General features: G+C 50.5%; 11 protein-coding genes. 6 read left to right on the forward strand and 5 right to left on the reverse strand.

Translation table 11 applies throughout. From position 1 onward, the window contains the following. The first annotated feature begins 45 nt into the window (after positions 1–45). Positions 46–2,646 carry a DNA mismatch repair protein MutS gene (gene mutS, locus HMPREF2700_RS10835; RefSeq protein ID WP_070592064.1) on the forward strand — a complete coding sequence of 867 codons (2,601 nt, stop codon included), beginning with the start codon at positions 46–48 and terminating at the stop codon, positions 2,644–2,646. 37 nt (positions 2,647–2,683) lie between these two features. Beyond that, positions 2,684–3,535, forward strand: a complete 852-nt coding sequence (locus tag HMPREF2700_RS10840) for a DUF5672 family protein (protein WP_070592065.1) — start codon at positions 2,684–2,686, stop codon at positions 3,533–3,535. A 44-nt stretch (positions 3,536–3,579) separates the two neighbouring features. Here the strand turns inward: HMPREF2700_RS10840 and HMPREF2700_RS10845 are convergent, their stop codons facing one another. Next, positions 3,580–4,416 carry a DUF4198 domain-containing protein gene (locus tag HMPREF2700_RS10845; protein WP_070592067.1) on the reverse strand — a complete coding sequence of 279 codons (837 nt, stop codon included), beginning with the start codon at positions 4,414–4,416 and terminating at the stop codon, positions 3,580–3,582. A 388-nt stretch (positions 4,417–4,804) separates the two neighbouring features. Between HMPREF2700_RS10845 and HMPREF2700_RS10850 the strand changes: the two genes are divergently transcribed. From HMPREF2700_RS10850 to HMPREF2700_RS10860, 3 genes are all read left to right on the forward strand, one after another. Then, positions 4,805–5,854 (forward strand): sulfate ABC transporter substrate-binding protein, encoded by a 1,050-nt coding sequence (locus HMPREF2700_RS10850; RefSeq protein WP_210389913.1) that lies wholly within the window; start codon positions 4,805–4,807, stop codon positions 5,852–5,854. Between the two features lie 77 nt (positions 5,855–5,931). Continuing rightward, positions 5,932–6,990 (forward strand): DNA polymerase IV, encoded by a 1,059-nt coding sequence (gene dinB, locus HMPREF2700_RS10855; RefSeq protein ID WP_070592070.1) that lies wholly within the window; start codon positions 5,932–5,934, stop codon positions 6,988–6,990. A 115-nt stretch (positions 6,991–7,105) separates the two neighbouring features. Further along, positions 7,106–7,837, forward strand: coding sequence for a phosphoadenylyl-sulfate reductase (locus HMPREF2700_RS10860; RefSeq protein WP_070592071.1), 732 nt, complete (start codon positions 7,106–7,108; stop codon positions 7,835–7,837). 59 nt (positions 7,838–7,896) lie between these two features. Here HMPREF2700_RS10860 and recB read toward each other — a convergent pair whose 3' ends face one another. The 4 genes from recB to HMPREF2700_RS10880 form a co-directional block, all read right to left on the reverse strand. Further along, the gene (gene recB / locus HMPREF2700_RS10865) at positions 7,897–11,553 is read right to left on the reverse strand and encodes an exodeoxyribonuclease V subunit beta (RefSeq protein WP_070592073.1); all 3,657 of its coding nucleotides are present in this window, start codon (positions 11,551–11,553) and stop codon (positions 7,897–7,899) included. 144 nt (positions 11,554–11,697) lie between these two features. Beyond that, entirely contained in the window at positions 11,698–15,456 is a 3,759-nt protein-coding gene (locus HMPREF2700_RS10870) for a beta strand repeat-containing protein (protein WP_070592074.1), read from the reverse strand. A gap of 255 nt (positions 15,457–15,711) precedes the next feature. Beyond that, positions 15,712–17,379 (reverse strand): ShlB/FhaC/HecB family hemolysin secretion/activation protein, encoded by a 1,668-nt coding sequence (locus HMPREF2700_RS10875; RefSeq protein WP_070592075.1) that lies wholly within the window; start codon positions 17,377–17,379, stop codon positions 15,712–15,714. 211 nt (positions 17,380–17,590) lie between these two features. Next, a complete protein-coding gene (locus tag HMPREF2700_RS10880; protein ID WP_070592077.1) occupies positions 17,591–18,499 on the reverse strand; it encodes a Dyp-type peroxidase in 909 nt (302 codons plus the stop codon). Between the two features lie 103 nt (positions 18,500–18,602). On the opposite strand from HMPREF2700_RS10880, the gene HMPREF2700_RS10885 reads away from it, so the two are divergent. After that, on the forward strand, positions 18,603–19,691 hold the full coding sequence (locus tag HMPREF2700_RS10885; protein ID WP_070592079.1) for a metallophosphoesterase: 1,089 nt from the start codon (positions 18,603–18,605) through the stop codon (positions 19,689–19,691). The last annotated feature ends 138 nt before the right edge of the window (positions 19,692–19,829 follow it).

Genomic DNA, 19,829 nt, shown 5'->3' on the forward strand with positions numbered 1-19,829 from the left:
CGGCCTTTTGTTACAATAACGCTTTTGCGTTTCTAAGGCTTTTCCATGTCCAAACCCACTGTTTCCCCGATGATGCAGCAGTATCTCGCCATCAAATCGCAACACGCCGACAAGCTGGTGTTTTACCGTATGGGCGACTTTTACGAGTTGTTTTTGGATGATGCGGTGGAAGCGGCGAAGCTGTTGGACATCACCCTGACCACACGCGGGCAGATGGACGGCGTGCCGATTAAGATGGCGGGCGTGCCGTTTCACGCGGCGGAGCAGTATCTGGCGCGGCTGGTGAAGATGGGCAAAAGCGTGGCGGTGTGCGAGCAGGTGGGCGAAGTCGGCGCGGGCAAAGGGCCGGTGGAGCGCAAAGTCGTGCGCATCGTTACGCCCGGCACGCTGACCGACGCGGCGTTTTTGGAAGACAAGGAAACCAACCGCATCGCGGCGGTGAACGCGGATAAAAAACACGTCGCCATCGCGTGGGCATCTTTGCAAAGCGGCGAATTCAAAACCAAGCTGACGACGGCGGACAAACTCGCCGACGAGCTGGCGCGTTTGCAGGCGGCGGAAATCCTGTTGCCCGAAGGCAAAAGCCTGCCTAATGGTTTTCAGACGACCTCTGCCAACATTACGCGCCTGAACTCATGGCAGTTTGCCGCCGATGCGGGCGCGAAACTGTTGACCGAATACTTCGGCTGCCAAGACCTGCACGGCTTCGGTTTGGACGGCAAGGAACACGAAGCCGCCGTCGGCGCGGCGGGCGCGTTGTTGAACTACATCCGCCTGACGCAAAACCTGATGCCGCAACACCTCGACGGCATTTCGCTCGAAACCGACAGCCAATATATCGGCATGGATGCCGCCACGCGCCGCAATCTCGAAATCACGCAAACCCTCTCCGGCAAAAAATCGCCGACCCTGTTTTCCATACTCGACGGCTGCGCCACCCACATGGGCAGCCGCCTCTTGGCACTCTGGCTGCACCACCCCTTACGCAGCCGCGCCCACATCCGCGCCCGACAAGAAGCCGTTGCCGCGCTGGGTTCGCAATACGAAACCCTGCAAGGCCGTCTGAAAAACATCGCGGACATCGAACGCATCGCCGCCCGTATCGCCGTTGGCAACGCCCGCCCGCGCGACCTCGCCGCCCTGCGCGACAGCCTGTTTGCCCTGTCCGAAATCGAATTGTCCGCCGAGGGCAGCAGCCTGTTGGAAACCCTCAAAGCCGTTTTCCCCGAAACCCTGCCCGTCGCTGAAACCCTCAAAGCCGCCGTGATGCCCGAACCCACCGTCTGGCTCAAAGACGGCGGCGTCATCAACCAAGGCTATTCGGCAGAACTGGACGAACTGCGCCATATCCAAAACCACGGCGACGAATTCCTGCTTGAGCTTGAAGCGCGCGAACGCGAACGCACCGGCCTCTCCACCCTCAAAGTCGAGTTCAACCGTGTCCACGGCTTCTACATCGAGCTTTCCAAAGCCCAAGCCGAACAAGCTCCTGCCGACTACCAACGCCGTCAGACCCTGAAAAACGCCGAACGCTTCATCACCCCCGAGCTCAAAACCTTTGAAGACAAAGTCCTGACCGCGCAAGAGCAGGCATTGGCATTGGAAAAACGCCTGTTTGAAGCTCTCCTCAAAGACATTCAGACGACCCTGCCCCAGCTTCAAAAAGCCGCCAAAGCCGCCGCTGCCCTCGACGTACTTTCTACGTTTGCCGCGATTGCGGCCGAACGCGGCTTCGTCTGCCCCGAGTTTGCCGACTATCCGGTCATCCATATCGAAAACGGCCGCCATCCCGTCGTCGAGCAACAAGTGCGTCACTTTACCGCCAACCACACCCGTCTCGACCACAAACACCGCCTCATGCTCTTGACCGGCCCCAATATGGGCGGTAAATCCACCTACATGCGCCAAGTTGCCCACATCGTCCTCATGGCGCACACCGGCAGCTTCGTGCCTGCCGATTCAGCCCAAATCGGCCCCATCGACCAAATCTTTACCCGTATCGGTGCATCGGATGACTTAGCTTCCAACCGCTCCACCTTCATGGTCGAAATGAGCGAAACCGCCTACATCCTCCACCACGCCACCGAGCAATCCCTCGTCCTCATGGACGAAGTCGGACGCGGCACTTCGACTTTTGACGGCCTCGCCCTTGCGCAAGCTATTGCCGAACATTTGCTGCAAAAAAACAAATCCTTCAGCCTCTTCGCCACCCACTATTTCGAGCTGACCAAACTGCCCGAAGCCCATGCTACGGCAGTCAATATGCACCTCTCCGCACTTGAGCAAGGCCAAGACATTGTCTTCCTCCACCACATCGAACCCGGCCCTGCCAGCAAAAGCTACGGTATCGCCGTTGCCAAACTCGCAGGCCTGCCCAACCGCGCTTTGAAAGCGGCTCAAAAGCATTTAAACGATTTGGAAAACCAAGCCGCCGCCAACCGTCCGCAGTTGGATATTTTCAGTGCCATGCCGTCTGAAAATGAGGTTGAAGAGGAAGGGAAAGAACAAGAAGTTGAGCCTGTCGATAATTTGCAGAACAATGAATTGGCTGAAGCGTTGGCGCAAATTCAGCCCGACAACCTTACGCCGCGCGAAGCCTTGGATGCCTTGTATCGCTTGAAAGATATCTGTAATAAGGCGTCGTAAATAACTCAAAGGCCATCTGAAACAGGGGAACATATTGATGAGTTTTACTGACATTACCGTGGTGGGTATTACCGGTGCAGATTCTTATACCGAGGGCACGATGTATGCCGTTGCCCGCAGTTGCGCCGAATTGCCCGGCAGCCGCGGATTGCTGATCAGCCCGAGCTGTCCGCAAGGTTTGCCGGAAAATATCCTGCATCAGCCTTGCCGGCCATTCGGTTATTTGGAATACAATCTGTTTGTTTTGTACCAACTGATGTATTACATCGATACTGATTATTGTTTGATCGTTCAAAATGACGGCTGGGTGTTGAACGGTCAAAACTGGCAGGATGCCTATTGGGAATATGACTACATCGGCGCACCTTTGTCGCTTTTGTTGGAAACTGAAGCAGACGGGCAGTTTTTCCTGAAGGGAATCGACCAATATTTGGCCAAACAGCATCTGATTCAGAACTCCCCGAATTTGGACGAGCCGCAGAACGGCGGTTTCAGCCTGCGCAGCAAGCGGCTTTTAACCATGCCTCGGCAACTGGGTTTAAATGTAGAAATCCGGCCGCCTTTGCCGCCGATAGACGGAAAAATTGCCGGTATGGAATGGCTGGTGCGGCTGCACCACGAGGATATGTTTTTGACGGCGCAACACCGTTATACATTGCAGGACTTGGGTTTGAAATTTGCGCCTCCGAATATTGCAACGCAATTTTCTTCAGAAGTACCGTTTATCAATCGAATGAGGAATGTCCCTTTAGAGCGCGTCTTTGGGGCGCACTGGACGGGCAGTGTGGTCTTGACTGGCTGCAACCGTGTCCGTTTTGCCCAATTAAATGGTGATGAGTTGGAAACATTATCCCGTTTTTTTAGAAATTTGGGTTATGAATTAGAATAAATGAAGGCCGTCTGAAAGTTCAGACGGCCTTTTTTTAATGGTTGTTAATGTTGATGATGGTGGGCATGGCGTGCAGCCGCGCGTTTGGTACCGACAGGCACAATCAGCGTTGCGTAAGTATTGTCTTTCTGACATACGCTTTTATCGCTGTAATCGGTCTCGTTCACCACTTTGATTTTCCACAAACCGTCAATCAGAGTAATCACATTGACCACGCCGTTTTTATCGGTTTTGCCGGAAAAGCCTTGAGGTTCGCGGTGGTCATGGGTTGATTCCAAGTCCATTTCCGCCAAAGTGTCCGAGCTGGCGGTAACGGTGGCTTTAACCAAAGGCTCGCCTTTGTACAGGACTTTGACCGGCAAAATACCGCCGGCTTTGACTTCGTTCGGATTTTTCAGCGGAACCAGTTCCAGCTCTTGGCCGATAGGGCGGGTCAACACAGCTTCATCAACTGCGCCGTTGCCTACTTGGACAAAGCTCTTGCCGAACATTTGCGATTGTTCGCAATAGGTTGAACCGGCCAGCTGTTTCAAGGTTTGCTGTTTCCAGCCGTCTTGGTTTTTCGACCAGAAAGTCGGTTTGTAGGTTGCGCTGACCCAGTAGGAGCCTTCAGGCAAAGCGGCTTTAGAAACGTATTGATAGTTTTCGCCCTTATTCACCATGTCAACGGTTTTCTTTGAGCTGCCGGTCAATTGCAGCGGTTTGAAAATATGCACGCGGTCATCGGCGATTTTTTCGACATTGGGGAAGTCATGGCTGTAACCCAAATCCGCATGCAGGATTTGGCCGGCAGGCTGATGTGTCGGTGCGGCCACCCAAACATCGTGCGCCTGCGCCACTGCGCCCAATCCCAGCAATCCTAAAAGCATCCATTGTTTCATAGTTTCTACACTCCATTTTGTTGTTGAATGAAAGGCCTTGTATTTTGGCGAGTAGAAACATTACTCTTATTTGCATTTTTTGTAAATAATAAGGATTATATTTTTTTAATTATAAATAATTATTTATATTGGATTTTCAGACGGCCTGACGTATTGGGCAATGCTGTTTGCAACGTATGTTTATCCTGTATAAATAGCTACTTTAATCTTTATCTAATTAATTTATATGCAATTTATTGTGATGTTTGTCTGAGTGGGCATTTTTTCCCGACTTCCGCCCGGATTGTATATAACCAAAACTGATAAACGCGAAAGCAAACATTATTTCCAGTTTGCATCCAATCCCGATAAAGTGCTCCCATATTTTTAACAGGAGCCGATCATGAATATCCGTACGCTTTCTTTTGCCGCTTTGACCACCGCGCTGGCTTTGAGCGCGTGCTCGCCAAAAGCCGAACAATCCGCCGACAATGCCTCTCAAGCTGCCGGAGGTAAGGGGGGCGAAGTCAAATTGCTGAACGTCTCCTACGATGTCGCCCGCGATTTTTATAAAGAATACAATCCTTTATTTGTCAAAGAGTTTGCCGCAAAAAACGGCGGACAGTCGGTTGAGGTCCAACAGTCTCACGGCGGCTCCAGCAAGCAGGCTTTGGCTGTCGCTAATGGTTTGGCTGCCGATGTGGTGACCATGAACCAGACTTCCGATATCGAGCTTTTGGTAAAAAAAGGTTTGGTCAAAGCCGATTGGAACACGCGCCTGCCGGACAATGCCGTACCTTATACCAGCAACGTCGTTTTCTTGGTACGCAAAGGTAATCCGAAACACATCCAAGACTGGGGCGATTTGGCTAAAGACGGCGTGCAAATTGTTTTGGCCAACCCGAAAACCACCGGCAACGGCCGCTACGCCTTTTTGGGTGCGTACGGTTATGGTTTGAAAGTGAATAACGGCGATGAAGGCAAAACCAAAGATTTTGTGGCCGCATTACTAAAAAACACGCCTGTGTTTGAAAACGGCGGCCGCGCGGCGACAACGACCTTTAGTCAACGCCATATCGGCGATGTTCTGGTTACCTTTGAAAATGAGGCCAACTACGTCAGCAAAAAGCTGACCCAAGACCAATTTGAAATTGTCTACCCAAGCTACACCATTCTTTCCGAAGCACCGGTTGCCGTCGTGGACAGCGTAGTCGATAAGAAAGGCACACGCGCCGCTGCCGAAGCGTATCTGCAAAACCTTTGGAGCGAACCGGCCCAAGAGTTGGCCGCCAATCTTTACCTGCGTCCGCGCAATGCCGAAGTATTGGCGAAACACAAAGCCGATTTCCCTGAAATTGAGACGTTTAATCCGAATGAGAAATTTGGCACGTGGGAAGAAATCATGAAAAAATTCTTTGCCGACGGCGGATTGTTTGACCAGCTTTCCAGTAAAAAATAAGGCTTAAACATAGAGGCCGTCTGAAACTTCAGACGGCCTTTTGCTACAATAAGCCTTTTTCTTATCCACCTTTTCCCATGTCCCAACGCAAAATCATCCATATCGATATGGACGCATTCTACGCTTCGGTAGAACTGCGCGAGCAGCCGCACCTGAAAGGGCTGCCCGTCGTTGTGGCGTGGGACGGTACGCGGTCGGTTATTTGTGCCGCTTCTTATGAAGCGCGCAAATTCGGTTTGCACTCGGCGATGTCGGTGGCGACAGCGAAAAGGCTGTGTCCGCAGGCGGTGTTTGTGCCGCCGCATTTTGATTTGTACCGCCAAGTTTCGGCGCAGATTCATGCTGTATTTCGGAGTTATACCGATTTGATCGAGCCTTTGTCTTTGGACGAGGCTTATTTGGATGTTACCCGAAATTTTGAAAATATCCCGTACGCCAGCGAGGTGGCCAAACGCATTCGTGCCGAAATTTTTGAAGAAACCGGTTTGACAGCCTCCGCAGGCATCGCGCCCAATAAGTTTTTGGCCAAAATCGCATCCGACTGGCGCAAACCGAACGGACAGTTTGTGCTGCCGCCACAAAAAATCATGGCGTTTTTGGAGAGCTTGCCGTTGGGTAAGATTCCCGGTGTCGGCAAAGTCACGCTGAAAAAGATGAATGCCCTCGGTATGCAGACTGCCGGCGATTTACGCCGTTTTGAGCGTGGCGAACTTTTAAACCATTTCGGCCGCTACGGCTACCGTCTTTATGATTTGGCACGCGGTATCGACGAGCGGCCGGTCAAAGCCGAACGCGAACGCCTGCAAATCTCAACCGAAATCACCTTGCCCGAAGATTTGTCTTTGGCGCAGGCTTCGAGCCATTTACCGCACCTTGCCGAAGACCTTTGGCGGCAGATTGAGCGCAAAAACGTCGAAGCCAAAGGCGTTACCCTCAAACTCAAAACCCACGATTTCCGCATTATCACGCGTTCGCTGACGTATTCTTCCGTCCTTCCCGACAGCGCCTCACTGCTTCAGGCGGCGCATACTTTGTTGCAACGCATACCGCCGCAACGCGAAGACGCCTTCCGCCTGATCGGTATCGGCGTGAGTCATTTGCTGCCGAAAAACCAGCAGCAGACGCTTTGGTTATAAAGAAATAGAAAAGCATTCTTTCCGTTTGAAGATAGGGCGCAGGACAATATTGTTCCATAACCATATCGGCAGCCGTTTAAACAGGCCGTCTGAAAATTATTAGGAACAACCAGCCATGTCTTTATTCCGTCCTCAATTCTGGAAAATCCCCGAAATCAGCGATGCCGAACGCCGCCGCCTGCCTGAGTTGGCGGCCGCTTTGGAGCGCCGTTTGCAAGACATTGCCGCACGCTATCCGCAAGCCGTGTTCGCATCCAGCCTTGCGGTTGAAGATATGGTCATTACCGATGCCGTGTGCCGTCTGAAACTGCCCATCCGCATCATCACGCTCAATACGGGCAAACTCAATCCTGAAACCGCCGCACTGATTGCCGAAACCAATGCGCGTTATCAAACCGAATTGGAAGTGTTTTATCCCAACCGACAAACCGCCGATGAATTTGAAGAGGAATTCGGCTCAACCGCCATGTACGACAGCGTCGAGTTGCGCCGCCGTTGCTGCTATATCCGCAAAATCGAACCGCTCAACCGCGCTTTGCACAACGCACCCGCATGGTTGACCGGACAACGCCGCAGCCAGTCCGAAACGCGCAGCGAATTGAATTTTGAAGAGCTGGATACAGGCCGCAACATCGCCAAATTCAATCCTATTTTCGATTGGGAAGAGCAGGACGTTTGGGCATATGCGCACGAGCACCAAGTACCGCTCAATGCGCTGTATCATCAGGGCTATCCCAGCATTGGGTGCGAACCCTGCACGCGTCCGGTCAAGTTGGGCGAAAATATCCGCGCCGGACGATGGTGGTGGGAAAGCAAAGACAGTAAGGAATGCGGTTTGCACAAATAATCAAAGGCCGTCTGAAACATTTTCAGACGGCCTTTTTGACGGCTTAACAAGATGATTTATCAAGTATTTGCTTTTCGCTCAACAAAAGTGGAAAGCAGGGCGGTATCGATGTCCCATTTCCAAATGCCTCGTTCCGATCCGTCCATGCCGCGCAGGAAGAGGTAGCGGATGGCGATTTTGGGCAACAGCTTGCCGCGCAGGGCATGGTAGCGCGCGATGGCAACGGCGTAGATCAGGGCTTGCAGGTAGTAGTGATGATGCGCTACGGCTTCGTTCATCGCCTGTTGCGTGTACGCGCTTGCATCGTTGCCCAAATGGTTGGATTTGTAGTCGATTAAAACGACATTGCCGTCTGAATCTTGGCAAACCATATCGATAAAGCCGTTTAAATAGCCTTGCAAATCATGGAAATCAAGCAGTTGCGCGGCTTGGACGCATTCGGGCGGCAGGTTTGCTTCGCTTGATGCGAACCAACGGCGCAAGTCGTCCAGTTTGAAATCGTCCATGTACAGGGTGAACCCCATTTCGGGCAGGCGTCGGGTCGGCGGAATCTGCGACAGGCTCTCACCGATTAAAGGCGTCAGGCGGCAGGTATCAAGCATAGTGCTTACCGTCGGCAGCCATTTATCTTCAAAGCTGTGGCGTTGCAAAACTTCGGCAATCATTTCGGATTGGCTCTCGGCAGAGGCGGCGAAGTCGAGTTTTTCCAACATTTCATGCAAACATACGCCGGCATTGGTACCGCGGGGAAAATGGTGGATATCGAGGCCGTCTGAAAGCGGGGACGGCAGGTTTTCAGACGGCATGGCACGGTCTGCGCTTTCTGCCGGGTCGATGGCAGGTTGCAAAGGCTCGTGTTGTTCGTCGGTTGACTTGGTGTGCCGGCTCAAACCGGTAAAGCTGGTGTGGCGGATAAAGTCAAAATCGTGGCGTTTAATGCTATGTGCGCTTAAGGCTTGGTCTTGCTGGCGGCTGTATTGGTAGACGGTTTCCAGCGGGGCTTCTTCCGTGAAGGTAAACTCCGTATTTTCAGGCGCGTTTTTAATAAAGCGTTGCCAGTTGATCTTGAGCATTTCCACAACGTCTGTCGCGCTTTTATAGCTTTGGCTGACGCTTTCGCGGTCGGCATCTGGCAAACCTTCGAGCAGGTAGGCAAAAGGATTGTTTGGCGTACAGTTTTTGTTGGCGGCGGCGTAGATGTTGAGCTGTTCTTCGGCGCGGGTAAGGGCAACATAAAGCAGACGTAAATCTTCTGCCGTCTTTTCGTCGGCAAGGTGGCTTAGTTCTGCTTCCGAGGTTTGCGATGTTGCCAGCAGCTCGGTTTCGTGGTTTTCGGTATGCAGGATTTTCCAGTTTTCTTTGGAATTGTCTTTGGTATCCCATGCGAAGGGGCAGTACACCAAAGGATATTGTAAACCTTTCGACGCGTGCATGGTAACGATTTTGACCAGTTTTTCGTCGCTTTCAAGACGGATGGTTTGCGCGTCTGACGGGAAATGGCCGCTGCGCGCACGGCTGATTTGTTCGTTTAACCATTTATGCAGGGCGGCAGGGTTGCGGCTTTGGCTGTCTTCTTCGGCCAAAAGTTCCAGAATTTGGTAGTAGTTGGTCAGGCTGCGTTCGTTGCCGCCTTTGAGCAGGCGTGTTTCGATGTCATGAAGGGCGGCAAACTGCTGCACGGCGGCAAAAATGCCGCCTTTCCGCCATTTTTCCATGGCCTCGGCAGACGACTCCAGCCATTTCAGCAGCTGGTGTTCGTTGTGGTTGAGTTCGTAAATTTCTTTGGCGGTATAGCCGAACAAAATGCCGGTCAAGACAAAGCGCAGCCAGTCGGTTTGCCTTGGGTTGAGCCAAAAGCCGATCAGTGCGGACAGCGAGTCGGCCTCGGCGGAATCGAAAACGGACTGGCGCGACAGCAACACGCTTTGGATACGGCGCTGTTTCAGTTTTCCAGCAATCATTGCCGCTTCGTTATTGGTGCGCACCAAGACGGCAATATCGCCGGATTCCAGCGCGCGGCCTTTAAAGTTCAGACGGCCTTCGGCTGCTTCATTGAGCGCAAAGGCAATTTCATCGGCGCAATATTCGGCGGCACGGCCGCGCAAAATCTCTTTGCCGGTTTGATCGTCCGTATTGAGCCAGCGCACTTGGATGGCGGGGCGGTGTGGCGACAGCCGGCTTTCGGCACGGCTGGCGGAGACATCGCTGTAATCGATGTTTTCCAATACAAAGGGGTGTTTTTTTTGTTTGAACAAGGCGCTGATGCCGTTGATCAGCTTGGCATGGCTGCGGTAGTTGACGGCAAGGGTGTAATGCCTGTCCGCATCTTGCGCGGCTTGCAGATAGGCGTAAATGTCCGCACCGCGAAAGCTGTAAATCGCCTGTTTGGGGTCGCCAACGAGAAACAGCGGGCAGCCTTGTTCGATAAAAATTTGGCGGAAAGTTTCGTACTGCAACGGGTCGGTATCTTGGAATTCGTCAATCAGCGCGATTTCCCAGTTTGCCGCCGCCGCTTTTGCCAATGCGTTGCCGTGTTCACTGGTGGTCAATGCCTGATGGACATCCAGCAGCAAATCGTCAAACACGCGCTCGCGGCGTGATTTTTTTTGTTCGGCAACAGATTGGTTGATGTAGGAAAGGAGATCGAGTTGCAGGCAGATGAAGACCGCTTCTTCCGCGCTTTCCATTGCTTGCAAATCACGACCGAGATTGGCCAAGGCTTGCAGCTGAATAATTTCCGGCGCATCAGCATCGGCTTTATATTCTTTTTTCAGTTTGCTGTTGAGTGTATCGATACTGAAATGGTTTAGTTTTCCTAGCGTTTGTTTGCTCAGGCGGGGCAGACGGTTGGATTCGGCGTTTGTTTTTAAATCGGTAAAAACATTTTCAAAGGTATTTCTTTTGTAGGTCTGGCCATTAAGTTTGGGAAAGATTGCCCAAAACGCTTTTTCCAGGTCTTCCAACTGGCCGCAAACTTTTTGCCATGTTTCTTGAAGGTTGGCTTGGGCTTCTTTCAAATCGCCTTCAGGCCGTCTGAATTTCAGATAGGGGCGGCCGGTGTAGTTTTTGATTTCGGCAAGCATTTCTTCAGGCGTGCATTTCCGGTCAAAAACCAATTGTGCCAATGTGGCATCGGTTGCCACTTTCTGCCGCCAAAAGTCCTGCGCAGGAATCAGCAGCCTCTCGCGCGAGTCGTCCGACAGCTCGACATCCAAAGGCGCACCGCACAAAAACGCGTAATCGCGCAAGACGCGCTGACAGAAGCCATGGATGGTGTAAATCGATGCGTTGTCAAACTGGCTTAGTGCGGCTTTGAGGCGGAGAATCAGGCGATGGCAGCTTTCCTGTCCGTCTTGCTCGCCTAAAGCCAAAGGAATCAAACGATTGAGAAAGTCATCGGGAGATTTTTTCTCTTTTTCGTAATATTTGTTCAGGCCGTCTGAAATATGTTCCGGCTCGCCGCCCAAGGTTTGGATTTCGTTCAAAACCTGCAACACTTCGTCCAAACGCGCGCGCAAACGGGTTTTCAGTTCTGCCGTCGCCGCTTTGGTAAAGGTAACGACCAGAATTTTCTCGATGTCTTTTTTTTCTAAAACAATCAGTCGGGTAAAGAGCGCGGCAATGCCGTAGGTTTTACCCGTACCGGCAGAAGCTTCGATGAGGTTGGTACCGTCGATGGAAAGTGTGAGCGCGTCAAAAGGAAGGGCGGAAGACATGGTGGGAACGGAATAATATTAGCGAGGCATTATCATAACAGAGATAGTGTGTTGTTTTGCATTGATGATAAAAATGCCGTCTGAAAACTTTCTGTTTTCAGACGGCATGTCTTAATGGCTATTAAATGGCTTCAATAGCGCATCTTAGTAGCGCAAACGGCGTCTGGCGTAGCTTGGTTGGCGAGGACGGTAGGTATAACGGTTCGCCGCAGGAGCTTTACTGTCGTCATAGTAGTACGCAACATTATTACCGTTGATGGTCGTATTGTTGACGCTCAAACCGGTTGGAGAGCCGGTAGTAATAACAACATTGTTGCTTTGGATGGTGTTTGCCGTATTGGTTACGTTGGCTTCGTTTTTACCTTTGGCGTTGATGCCGCCGTTTAGTTTGCCTGAAGCGTAGCTGCCGTTGACATTGACGGTCAGATTTTTTTCGTTAACGCTGCTGATCGCGCCGGAAGTATTGACTTTGTTGCCTTCTACTTCAACGGAGTTGTTGGATACTAGATTGGTACCGTGCAGGTTGACGTCGCCGTTGTTGGCATTGATTTTAATGTCATTGCCGGCCGCTACATTTGCGCCTGTGGCGGTAGAAGAAGCGTTATCGGTTTTGTTGACGCCGACAGAGCCATTGACGTGAGGAACGGCAACACCGGTTTCCACATTGATTGTCGCACCAGCGCCGATACCGACATTAACGGCTGTACCTTGGTTGGAGGCAGTATTGGCTGACTCGGTGAAGGTTACGCCGTTGCCTGCGGTAATGTTGACGTTGTTGTTTGCAGTAATGTTGGATGCAATTTCAGCAGAGTTTTTGGCGTTGATGACAACATTGGTAGCATTCATATCGCCTTTGACGGCGGTAGATTCTTTTTTGTTTTCATCAGCGTAGTTGACGTTCAGGTTGGCATTTACATCAACGTTCGAACCGTCTTTGGTGTATGCGCCGACAGTCAAAGAAGCGCCGCCTTGTTTGCTGCTGCTGTTGCTGGTGTTGTGGGCGGCAGTGTTGTGGTATGAACCTGCATCAATGTTGATTGCACCGGTAACATCGTATTTTGTACCTTCATCAGACACTTTGTCATTTGCCAAAACGATAGCATTGCCTGCGTTGATGGTGGTTACGGTTGCAGTGGATTCATTGTGGGTCGAAGAGTTGCCTTGACCTTGTGCAGTGATTTCACCGCCGATACCTTTGTTGGTGCTGATGCCAGCAGAAACGACCAAACCGCCACCGTTTTGTTTCACATCGGATTTCGCACCGCTGTGTGCCGCTGCATGGGTAACGTTTTTGGCAGCTTCAACCACATTGCCGGTCGCATTAATCACGGTACCTTCTTGATTAATATTGCCGTTTGCAGTGATGGTGGTATTACCGCCGGTGTTGATGTTGGATACATGGGATGTATTCGTTACGGTAGTTGCATCTGTTTTGGTGCTGGTAATGCCGACAGATACGCCGACGCCTGCAACGTTATTTTTTTCGTATGCAGTAGCAGATACGCCCAAATCGGTTACACGGCCGGATTCGGTTACAGTGTTGCTGCCTTTGGATGCAACAATATTGACGTCATTGGCTGCGGAAATGTTGACGGATTCTTCGCCGTTGACTTGGCTGCCACTGACGGTAACGTTTGAGTTGGAAGACAACTGGGTGTTTTTACCGGTCAAAATGCTGCCGTTCAGACCGACAGAGTGGGTGTCGGTGTGGGTATCGGTGAATTTGATACCGGCTTTGGCAGTCACGCTGCCGTTTTCTTTATTGGTTTCGGTGCCAGAGTAGCCTTTGATGGAATACTCGTTAACCTGTTTGTTTTCTACCGCTTTGGCTACATCAATGGTCAAATCGCCTGCGGAAGACAGTTGCAGTTTTTGTGCCGCAAACAATGCAGAGCCGATCACATTGATGTCTTTGTTGGAAACAACGGTCAGGTCGGCATTGGAAACCAGGGTGGAACCGGTTACTTTTTCAATGCTGCTGTTGCTACTGGTTTTAGAGGTTGTGATATTGAAAATCGTACCTTTACGCGCGCTTTGTGCGGAAGTATCGGTGCTGGTGGCATTTTTAATATCAACGTTGCCTTCTTTGGAGCTGACGAATGTACCGGCTTGGCCTTCAACGGTACTGCCGTAAACGTTGACACCGTTTTTTGCACCCAAGACTACGTTTGAGTTGGCAGTAATGCTGCTGCCGTGCAGGTTTTCGGTACGGTTGTTTTGAACTTGGCTTTCACCGCCGAACAGGCCGCCCCAGTATTTTTTCTGGTCGTCGAGGCTGTTGGTATTGATGGTGGTTTGAGTACCCAAGTTGATCTTGTTGACATCGGTAACGACATTGCCGTTTGCCGCAATGCTTGCGCCGTAAGTGCTCAAATCGCCGTCGGAAATTAAACCGATATCACCGGCTGCGGAGATTTTGGTTTGATGGGCGGTAGAGTTTTTGGAAGATTTTGTAGCGATACCGGTTTTCAGGGCTGCAGTTTCATTTTTGAAGCTGACATAAGTCGAGCTGCTGTCGGTTTCGCTGTTGCTGCTCAATACGATGCCTTGTTGGGCGGCAATGCGTGCATCTGCAGCCGAGTTCAGTTCGGTCGCGTCCAATTGGACTTTGCCTGTGGTGGCGATATTGACAGAACCGGCATTGATTTTGGTTTGATGCAGGCTTTCGTCAGTAGAGGAGCTCAGGTTGTTGTTGTACCAAAGACCTTTGCTTTGAGTGTGGTCTGATTCTGTACGGTTGGTTGTTTTTACCGCGTTAGAATTGATGTTGCCCGTGGCAGATGCAGTCAGCGCACCGGCATTGATGTTGGCCGCGCTTAGGTTGAGGCTGCCGCTATTGTTCAAAGTCAATGACTCGGATGCATTGATATTGCTGGCGGTAAAGGTTTCCGTTTTGTTGCGGTCCGAACGGAAGTGCTGAACATTTTTCGCTTCTTTGCCGCTGGAAGATTTGTTGGCGGAATGGCTGGTAACCGTGCCTTTGATGTCGGTATCGCGGGCAAACAGTTCCATTTGTGCGCCGGTCAGATTGGCAGACTGGATGCTCAGGTTGCCTTTGCTGTCGATATTCAGGTAGCGGGTGCCGGTAATGGTGGCATTTTGAATGTTTTGTTTGGCGCGTTTGTCGGTCGCGTGGATACGGATGGTACCAGCGCGCATACTGCCGAAGATATGACCGTCAAGCACCGGCGCATTTGAAGCAGCGTCCAATGCTTCGATTTGTGCGGTTTTGTAGTCGAAGTTGCTTTTGCCTGAAGAAACGTTGATGGCATCGGCGGCATTGACGTTGGCTGATTTGCCGACAACAACTTGCGGAGCAAGCAGGTCAACCACGCGGTTGCCGCTCAAATTGCCGTTTACTTGCAGTTGTTTGCCATTGTCGCTGATATTGAAAGATTTCAACGCGCCGTCTGAAACGGTTGGCGTGCCGACAACCAAGGATGCGCGGTTGGCATTCAGGATGCTGCCGCCGTTGTGGGTAATGCCGTTAGGGTTTGCCAAAACATAGTCTGCGGCAATACCGAAGATCTCTTGCTGACCCAAGATCAGAGAAGGGTTTTTGCTGACCACTTCGTTCAAGATCACAGATGCGGCCTGACCTTGGAAATTTTTGTTGGCAGACAGGTTTCCGGCCAGTTGGGATTTACCGGCAGACAGGGCGTTATTCAAAACGGCGCCGTGTTGGGAAACGTTGTACTTGTTGTATTGGTTGTGAGAAAGACCTTGGGCCGTCGGTGCGGCAATGTTGACGATGTCGACATTGTGTTGCTGCTGTACCGAAGTTTGGCCGATGGCTTCGATATTGGCCGCTACCGCTGCATTTCCCAGGAATGCAAAGCACACGGCGACAGTTACTTTGCCGGAAGCTGAGAGCTTAGGCTGATATAAAGTGTCGATTTTCATGGATTTTAATCCTTATTTATCGTGATGGAGATTGAATCAGAAATCCCATATCGGGTATCGGATTTCTGTTGAGGAAATTTTTGAATGTATTAACATTGTTATGAAATTTTTTACAATCATACCACCAGTATGGCCTTGCGTGCACTATTTCAAATGCAAATAAAAACCTCCCATCTTATTGATATTAATAGAAAATTAATAATGTTAAGATGGGCGGTTCATATATTGGATAAAAGGATATATATTTACATAACTTTAAAATGGAATGCGCAAAGAAACGGTCACATGATCCTGTATTTCGCTGTTTGATTGGTTGGGCATGCGTGCAAAACCTTTGCCATAGTCGGCAGAAAGTTGCCATTTGTCCGCCTTGCCTAAATTCAAACCTGCAACCACACCCATGGCGCGTTGCGAACCTTCGTTATTGTTTTTGGCAACGCCGATGTCTGCGCCCAGATAAGGCTCGATATAGATGCCGTGGGGCGTATTGCGGCGGAAATAAACGGTATTGCTTAACAGGACTGCACTGTTTGCGCTCAAAGAAGTCGAACGGAAACCGCGTACATTTTGATAGCCGACGACGTCCATTTCTTTGGCGGCAAACAAATCATGCGGGCTATATTGGGCATCGATTTGGTGATGGTTGCGCACGATCCATTTACCCAATGGGCGGTTTTGAATCAAATTGCTTTGCAAGGATACAGAGGTATAGCGCTTGTCGAACGGCGTATGTTCGGTATTTTTCGCAAATCCTTGTTCCACGCCGATATTGTTGAGCCAAATGCCGTTTGGAAGGATGGCTGTATGCGACAGGCCGACTTGTACCGAATAGATTTCAGGGCTTTGCAATTCCAGTTTGCTGTCGGCAAATTTTGCAGTCTGTTTCACATAATCGATGCCGGCATAGGCGGAGGTAATGTGTTTTTGACTGCGTGAGAATACGCGGTCTGCTTTGATTCCTGCCGCTTTGGATTTGGAGCGGTAGGCATAGCGTGTCACGCTGGGCGTTAAGATGCTTTGCGATTGCGACGCGGCGGCGTAAGTGCTGAATGTCCATGCGCCATAAGGAATTTGGTAGAACATACTGCCGCCGCGACTGTAATGGCTGTCGTGGTTGTTTAGATTGGTATAGCCGTTTAAATAAAGGGAGTCGCTCAATCCCAACGGGCTGCCGATATTCAGGCTGCCGCGCAGTGTCGTGGTATTGGGTTTGCTGCCTTTATTGTCGATGGTGACGCTGCCGCCCCAATGTTTTTGGGCATCGTTGTTGAGTTGGATGGAGGCGGTGCCGTCATCATGCGGATAAACATCGATGCTGACGTTGTTGCCGGCAACATGGTTTGCCTGTTCGATACCTTGGTCGAGGTATTGGATGTTCAGCGGTTTGCCTTGATGATTGGGGAAGAGGGTGTCGACGTTGACTGTACGGGAGCCGCCGGTAATCTCACGGATTTTGCCTTCGATGACTGCCAATTTCAGGATGCGTTCAGGCGTGGTTTCAAATTTGATTTGCGTGTGCGGATAGCCTTGAGCGATATACTCGGCAACGATGTCCCGGTTCAGTTGGTTGATGCTGTTTTGATTGATGCATTTGGGTAACTTAGCTTCAATTTTTGGGGAATCGATAAGGGTAATGCCGGAAAGCTCGATACCGGTGTAATCCAAGCATTCGGTATTGTTTTCAGACGGCCCCTTTTGTGTAACTGCGTCGTTATCTTGTTTTTTCTGTAAATCCCATGCTGACTGCTCGCGTTTTTGGATTTCGACCGAATGAATCTGATCGAGATTGTCACGGAAGTCTTTGTCGAATTGGTTGGGTACGTTTTTATCGATTTGATCAAGCGGATTCGGCGTGTTGGTCGCATAGGCGTTCAGCGCGGAGAGAATCAATACGGGCAGGGGAAGAAGGCGGGATTTATACATGGTGTCGTAATTTTATAGGGATAATAATTGGGTTTATTTTATCGAAAATAGTCGCTTGGGGCGTATCAGTTTTATCATTGTCTGTAATCAGGGTTTATTAAGCAATGATAGGATAAATTTCTATGATGATACCATAAAAGTATTAATGGAATTTAAATAACAAAAACCTGCCTTTGAAAAGGCAGGTTTTTTTCAGACGGCCTTTGAGCCGTTAAAGATTTTGTAAACGCTCGACAGAAGGCGCGTAGTAGTATGCACCTGACACGGCTTTAGACAAATGTTTCAACAGCAAGTCGGTTTTGCCGTCAGATTCGCCGAACATATTGAGTAGCTGAACTTCAATATTGTGCAGCGTGTTGCAATAGGAAGTGAACATCAAACCGTGTTCGCCGCTGAGTTTGCCGAAGGGCAGACTGCGGCGGACGATTTTCAGGCCAACGCCGTTTTCTTTGACATTGACGCGACCGAGATGGGAGTCAGGCAGGCGCACGTCTTTGCTGAATTCGTCATTGGTTTCTTTGCTGCGGCCTACGCTGGCTTCTTGCACGGCAGTAGGAACGGCATCCCATTTTTTCAAATCGTGCAGGTATTTTTGCAGCAAAACATAGCTGCCGCCGGCATCCGGCTTGCCTTCGGGAATAATGGCGACATTGCGTACATTGTCATCCCCTTGCGGATTTTCCGTACCATCGACAAAACCGTCCAAGCCGCGGTCTTCATACAGGCGCAGGCCGTGTTCTTCAGTGGCTACGCGGATGCTGTCGCCGAATGCGCCTAAAACAGATTGTGCCAAGGCATAGGCGGCTTTTTGCTCGGTGGCTTGAATGTGGATATAGAGGTCGTGTTGGGTGGAAGGGGCGAGGCCGTTGCCCAATTCAGGGAAAGGTTTGATTTCGCTGCCTTCGTCAGTATGGCCGAACGATTGCCATGCGCGGCTGCCGAAGGCAATGGTCAAACCCAAAATATCATTTGGAAAACGGGTTTTTAATTTGGCCAGAGCCTCCAAAGAAAGACGGCAGGCAGATTTGATGTCTTCGTTGCGGCCGTCTGAAATGTCTGCTTCGATAAAAATACCGGCTTGTGCATGATCAGGAATAATGGCTGATTGGGGATGGCTCATGATGATTCCTTTCAAAATATTATGGGTTTTTACGCGTAGGATTATACACTGAAAGTTTCAGACGGCCTAAAATCTGCCTTTTGATTTTTTAGGGCGGAAAGGCATGTTTGGCAAGATGTTTTTTGTGAGCGTCATTCTGTTGCAAGTGTTTACATTCGGGCTCGGGCGTTCGCTGCAATGGCTGTTTGCGCCTTGGATTGGCAAAGTCGGCAGACGTTGGCTGATGGGTATTTCCTATTTCATTACAAACGGCTTGTTGGTCGGCTTGCTGCTGGAGTTGGGACATATAATGTTCCGCGTGGTGGCGTTTTGGATGGTGATCTTGCTGTTTGTGATGTATGCCGCGTTGGCGACATTTATCCTCTATCTTTTGCTGCGCCGTTTTGTGGCGGGCCAACCGCTGTCACGAAGCCTGCGGCTGTTTGCGCCTTTGTTTGTGGTCGGTCTACTCGGTTTTGGGATGTATAACGCCTATACGCCCGTTGTCCGCCATCAAACCGTATTCATCAATAAGAAAATGGATAAGCCGCTGCGTATCGGCGTGGCCAGCGATTTGCACTTGGGGATTTTGTTCGGCGCACGTCAATTAGACAAGCTGACGGACATCATGAAGCAGGAACAAGTCGATATGGTGTTGCTGCCGGGCGATTTGATGGACGATACCGTCGATGCGTACTTGAAAGAAAACATGAAACCGCATTTGCAGAAGCTGACTGCACCGATGGGCGTTTATGCCACTTTGGGCAATCATGACTGGTTCCGCGATCAGAAGCGTATCAAGCATGAATTGGAAGCGGCAGGCTTGACGGTTTTGGCCAATCAGGTTTTGGAAGTGAATGGTGTGTTGCTGGTAGGGCGGAGCGATGATTTGGATCGCAAGCGTCCCAGTGCGGAGCAGCTTTTGGAAGGTCAAAATACCCAATTACCGGTTTTATTGATGGACCACCGTCCTACTTCAATCGAAGCCCATGCACGGCTGCCGATTGATGTGCAAGTTTCCGGCCATGTCCACAACGGCCAAATTGCACCTGCCAACCTTATCGTCCGTACGCTTTATCGTCTTGCTTACGGTTATGAGGCGATCGGCAACGGCCATTTCTTCACCACTTCGGGCTACGGCTTTTGGGGCATTCCCCTGCGTTTGGGTTCACAATCAGAAGTGTGGGTTATCGACATCAAGTCAAAGCATTGAAATAGAAATATAAACTTCAGGCCGTCTGAATTTCAGACGGCCTTTTTTATGAAAAATGGGAAAAAATATTGAAATTGGATTATAATCGACGTTAATAAAATCAGCCACCGATATGAGTGGCATCATAACTAGGGAACT

It is taken from the genome of Neisseria sp. HMSC068C04 (assembly GCF_001810105.1).
GTDB classification, from domain to species: Bacteria; Pseudomonadota; Gammaproteobacteria; order Burkholderiales; family Neisseriaceae; genus Neisseria; species Neisseria flavescens_B.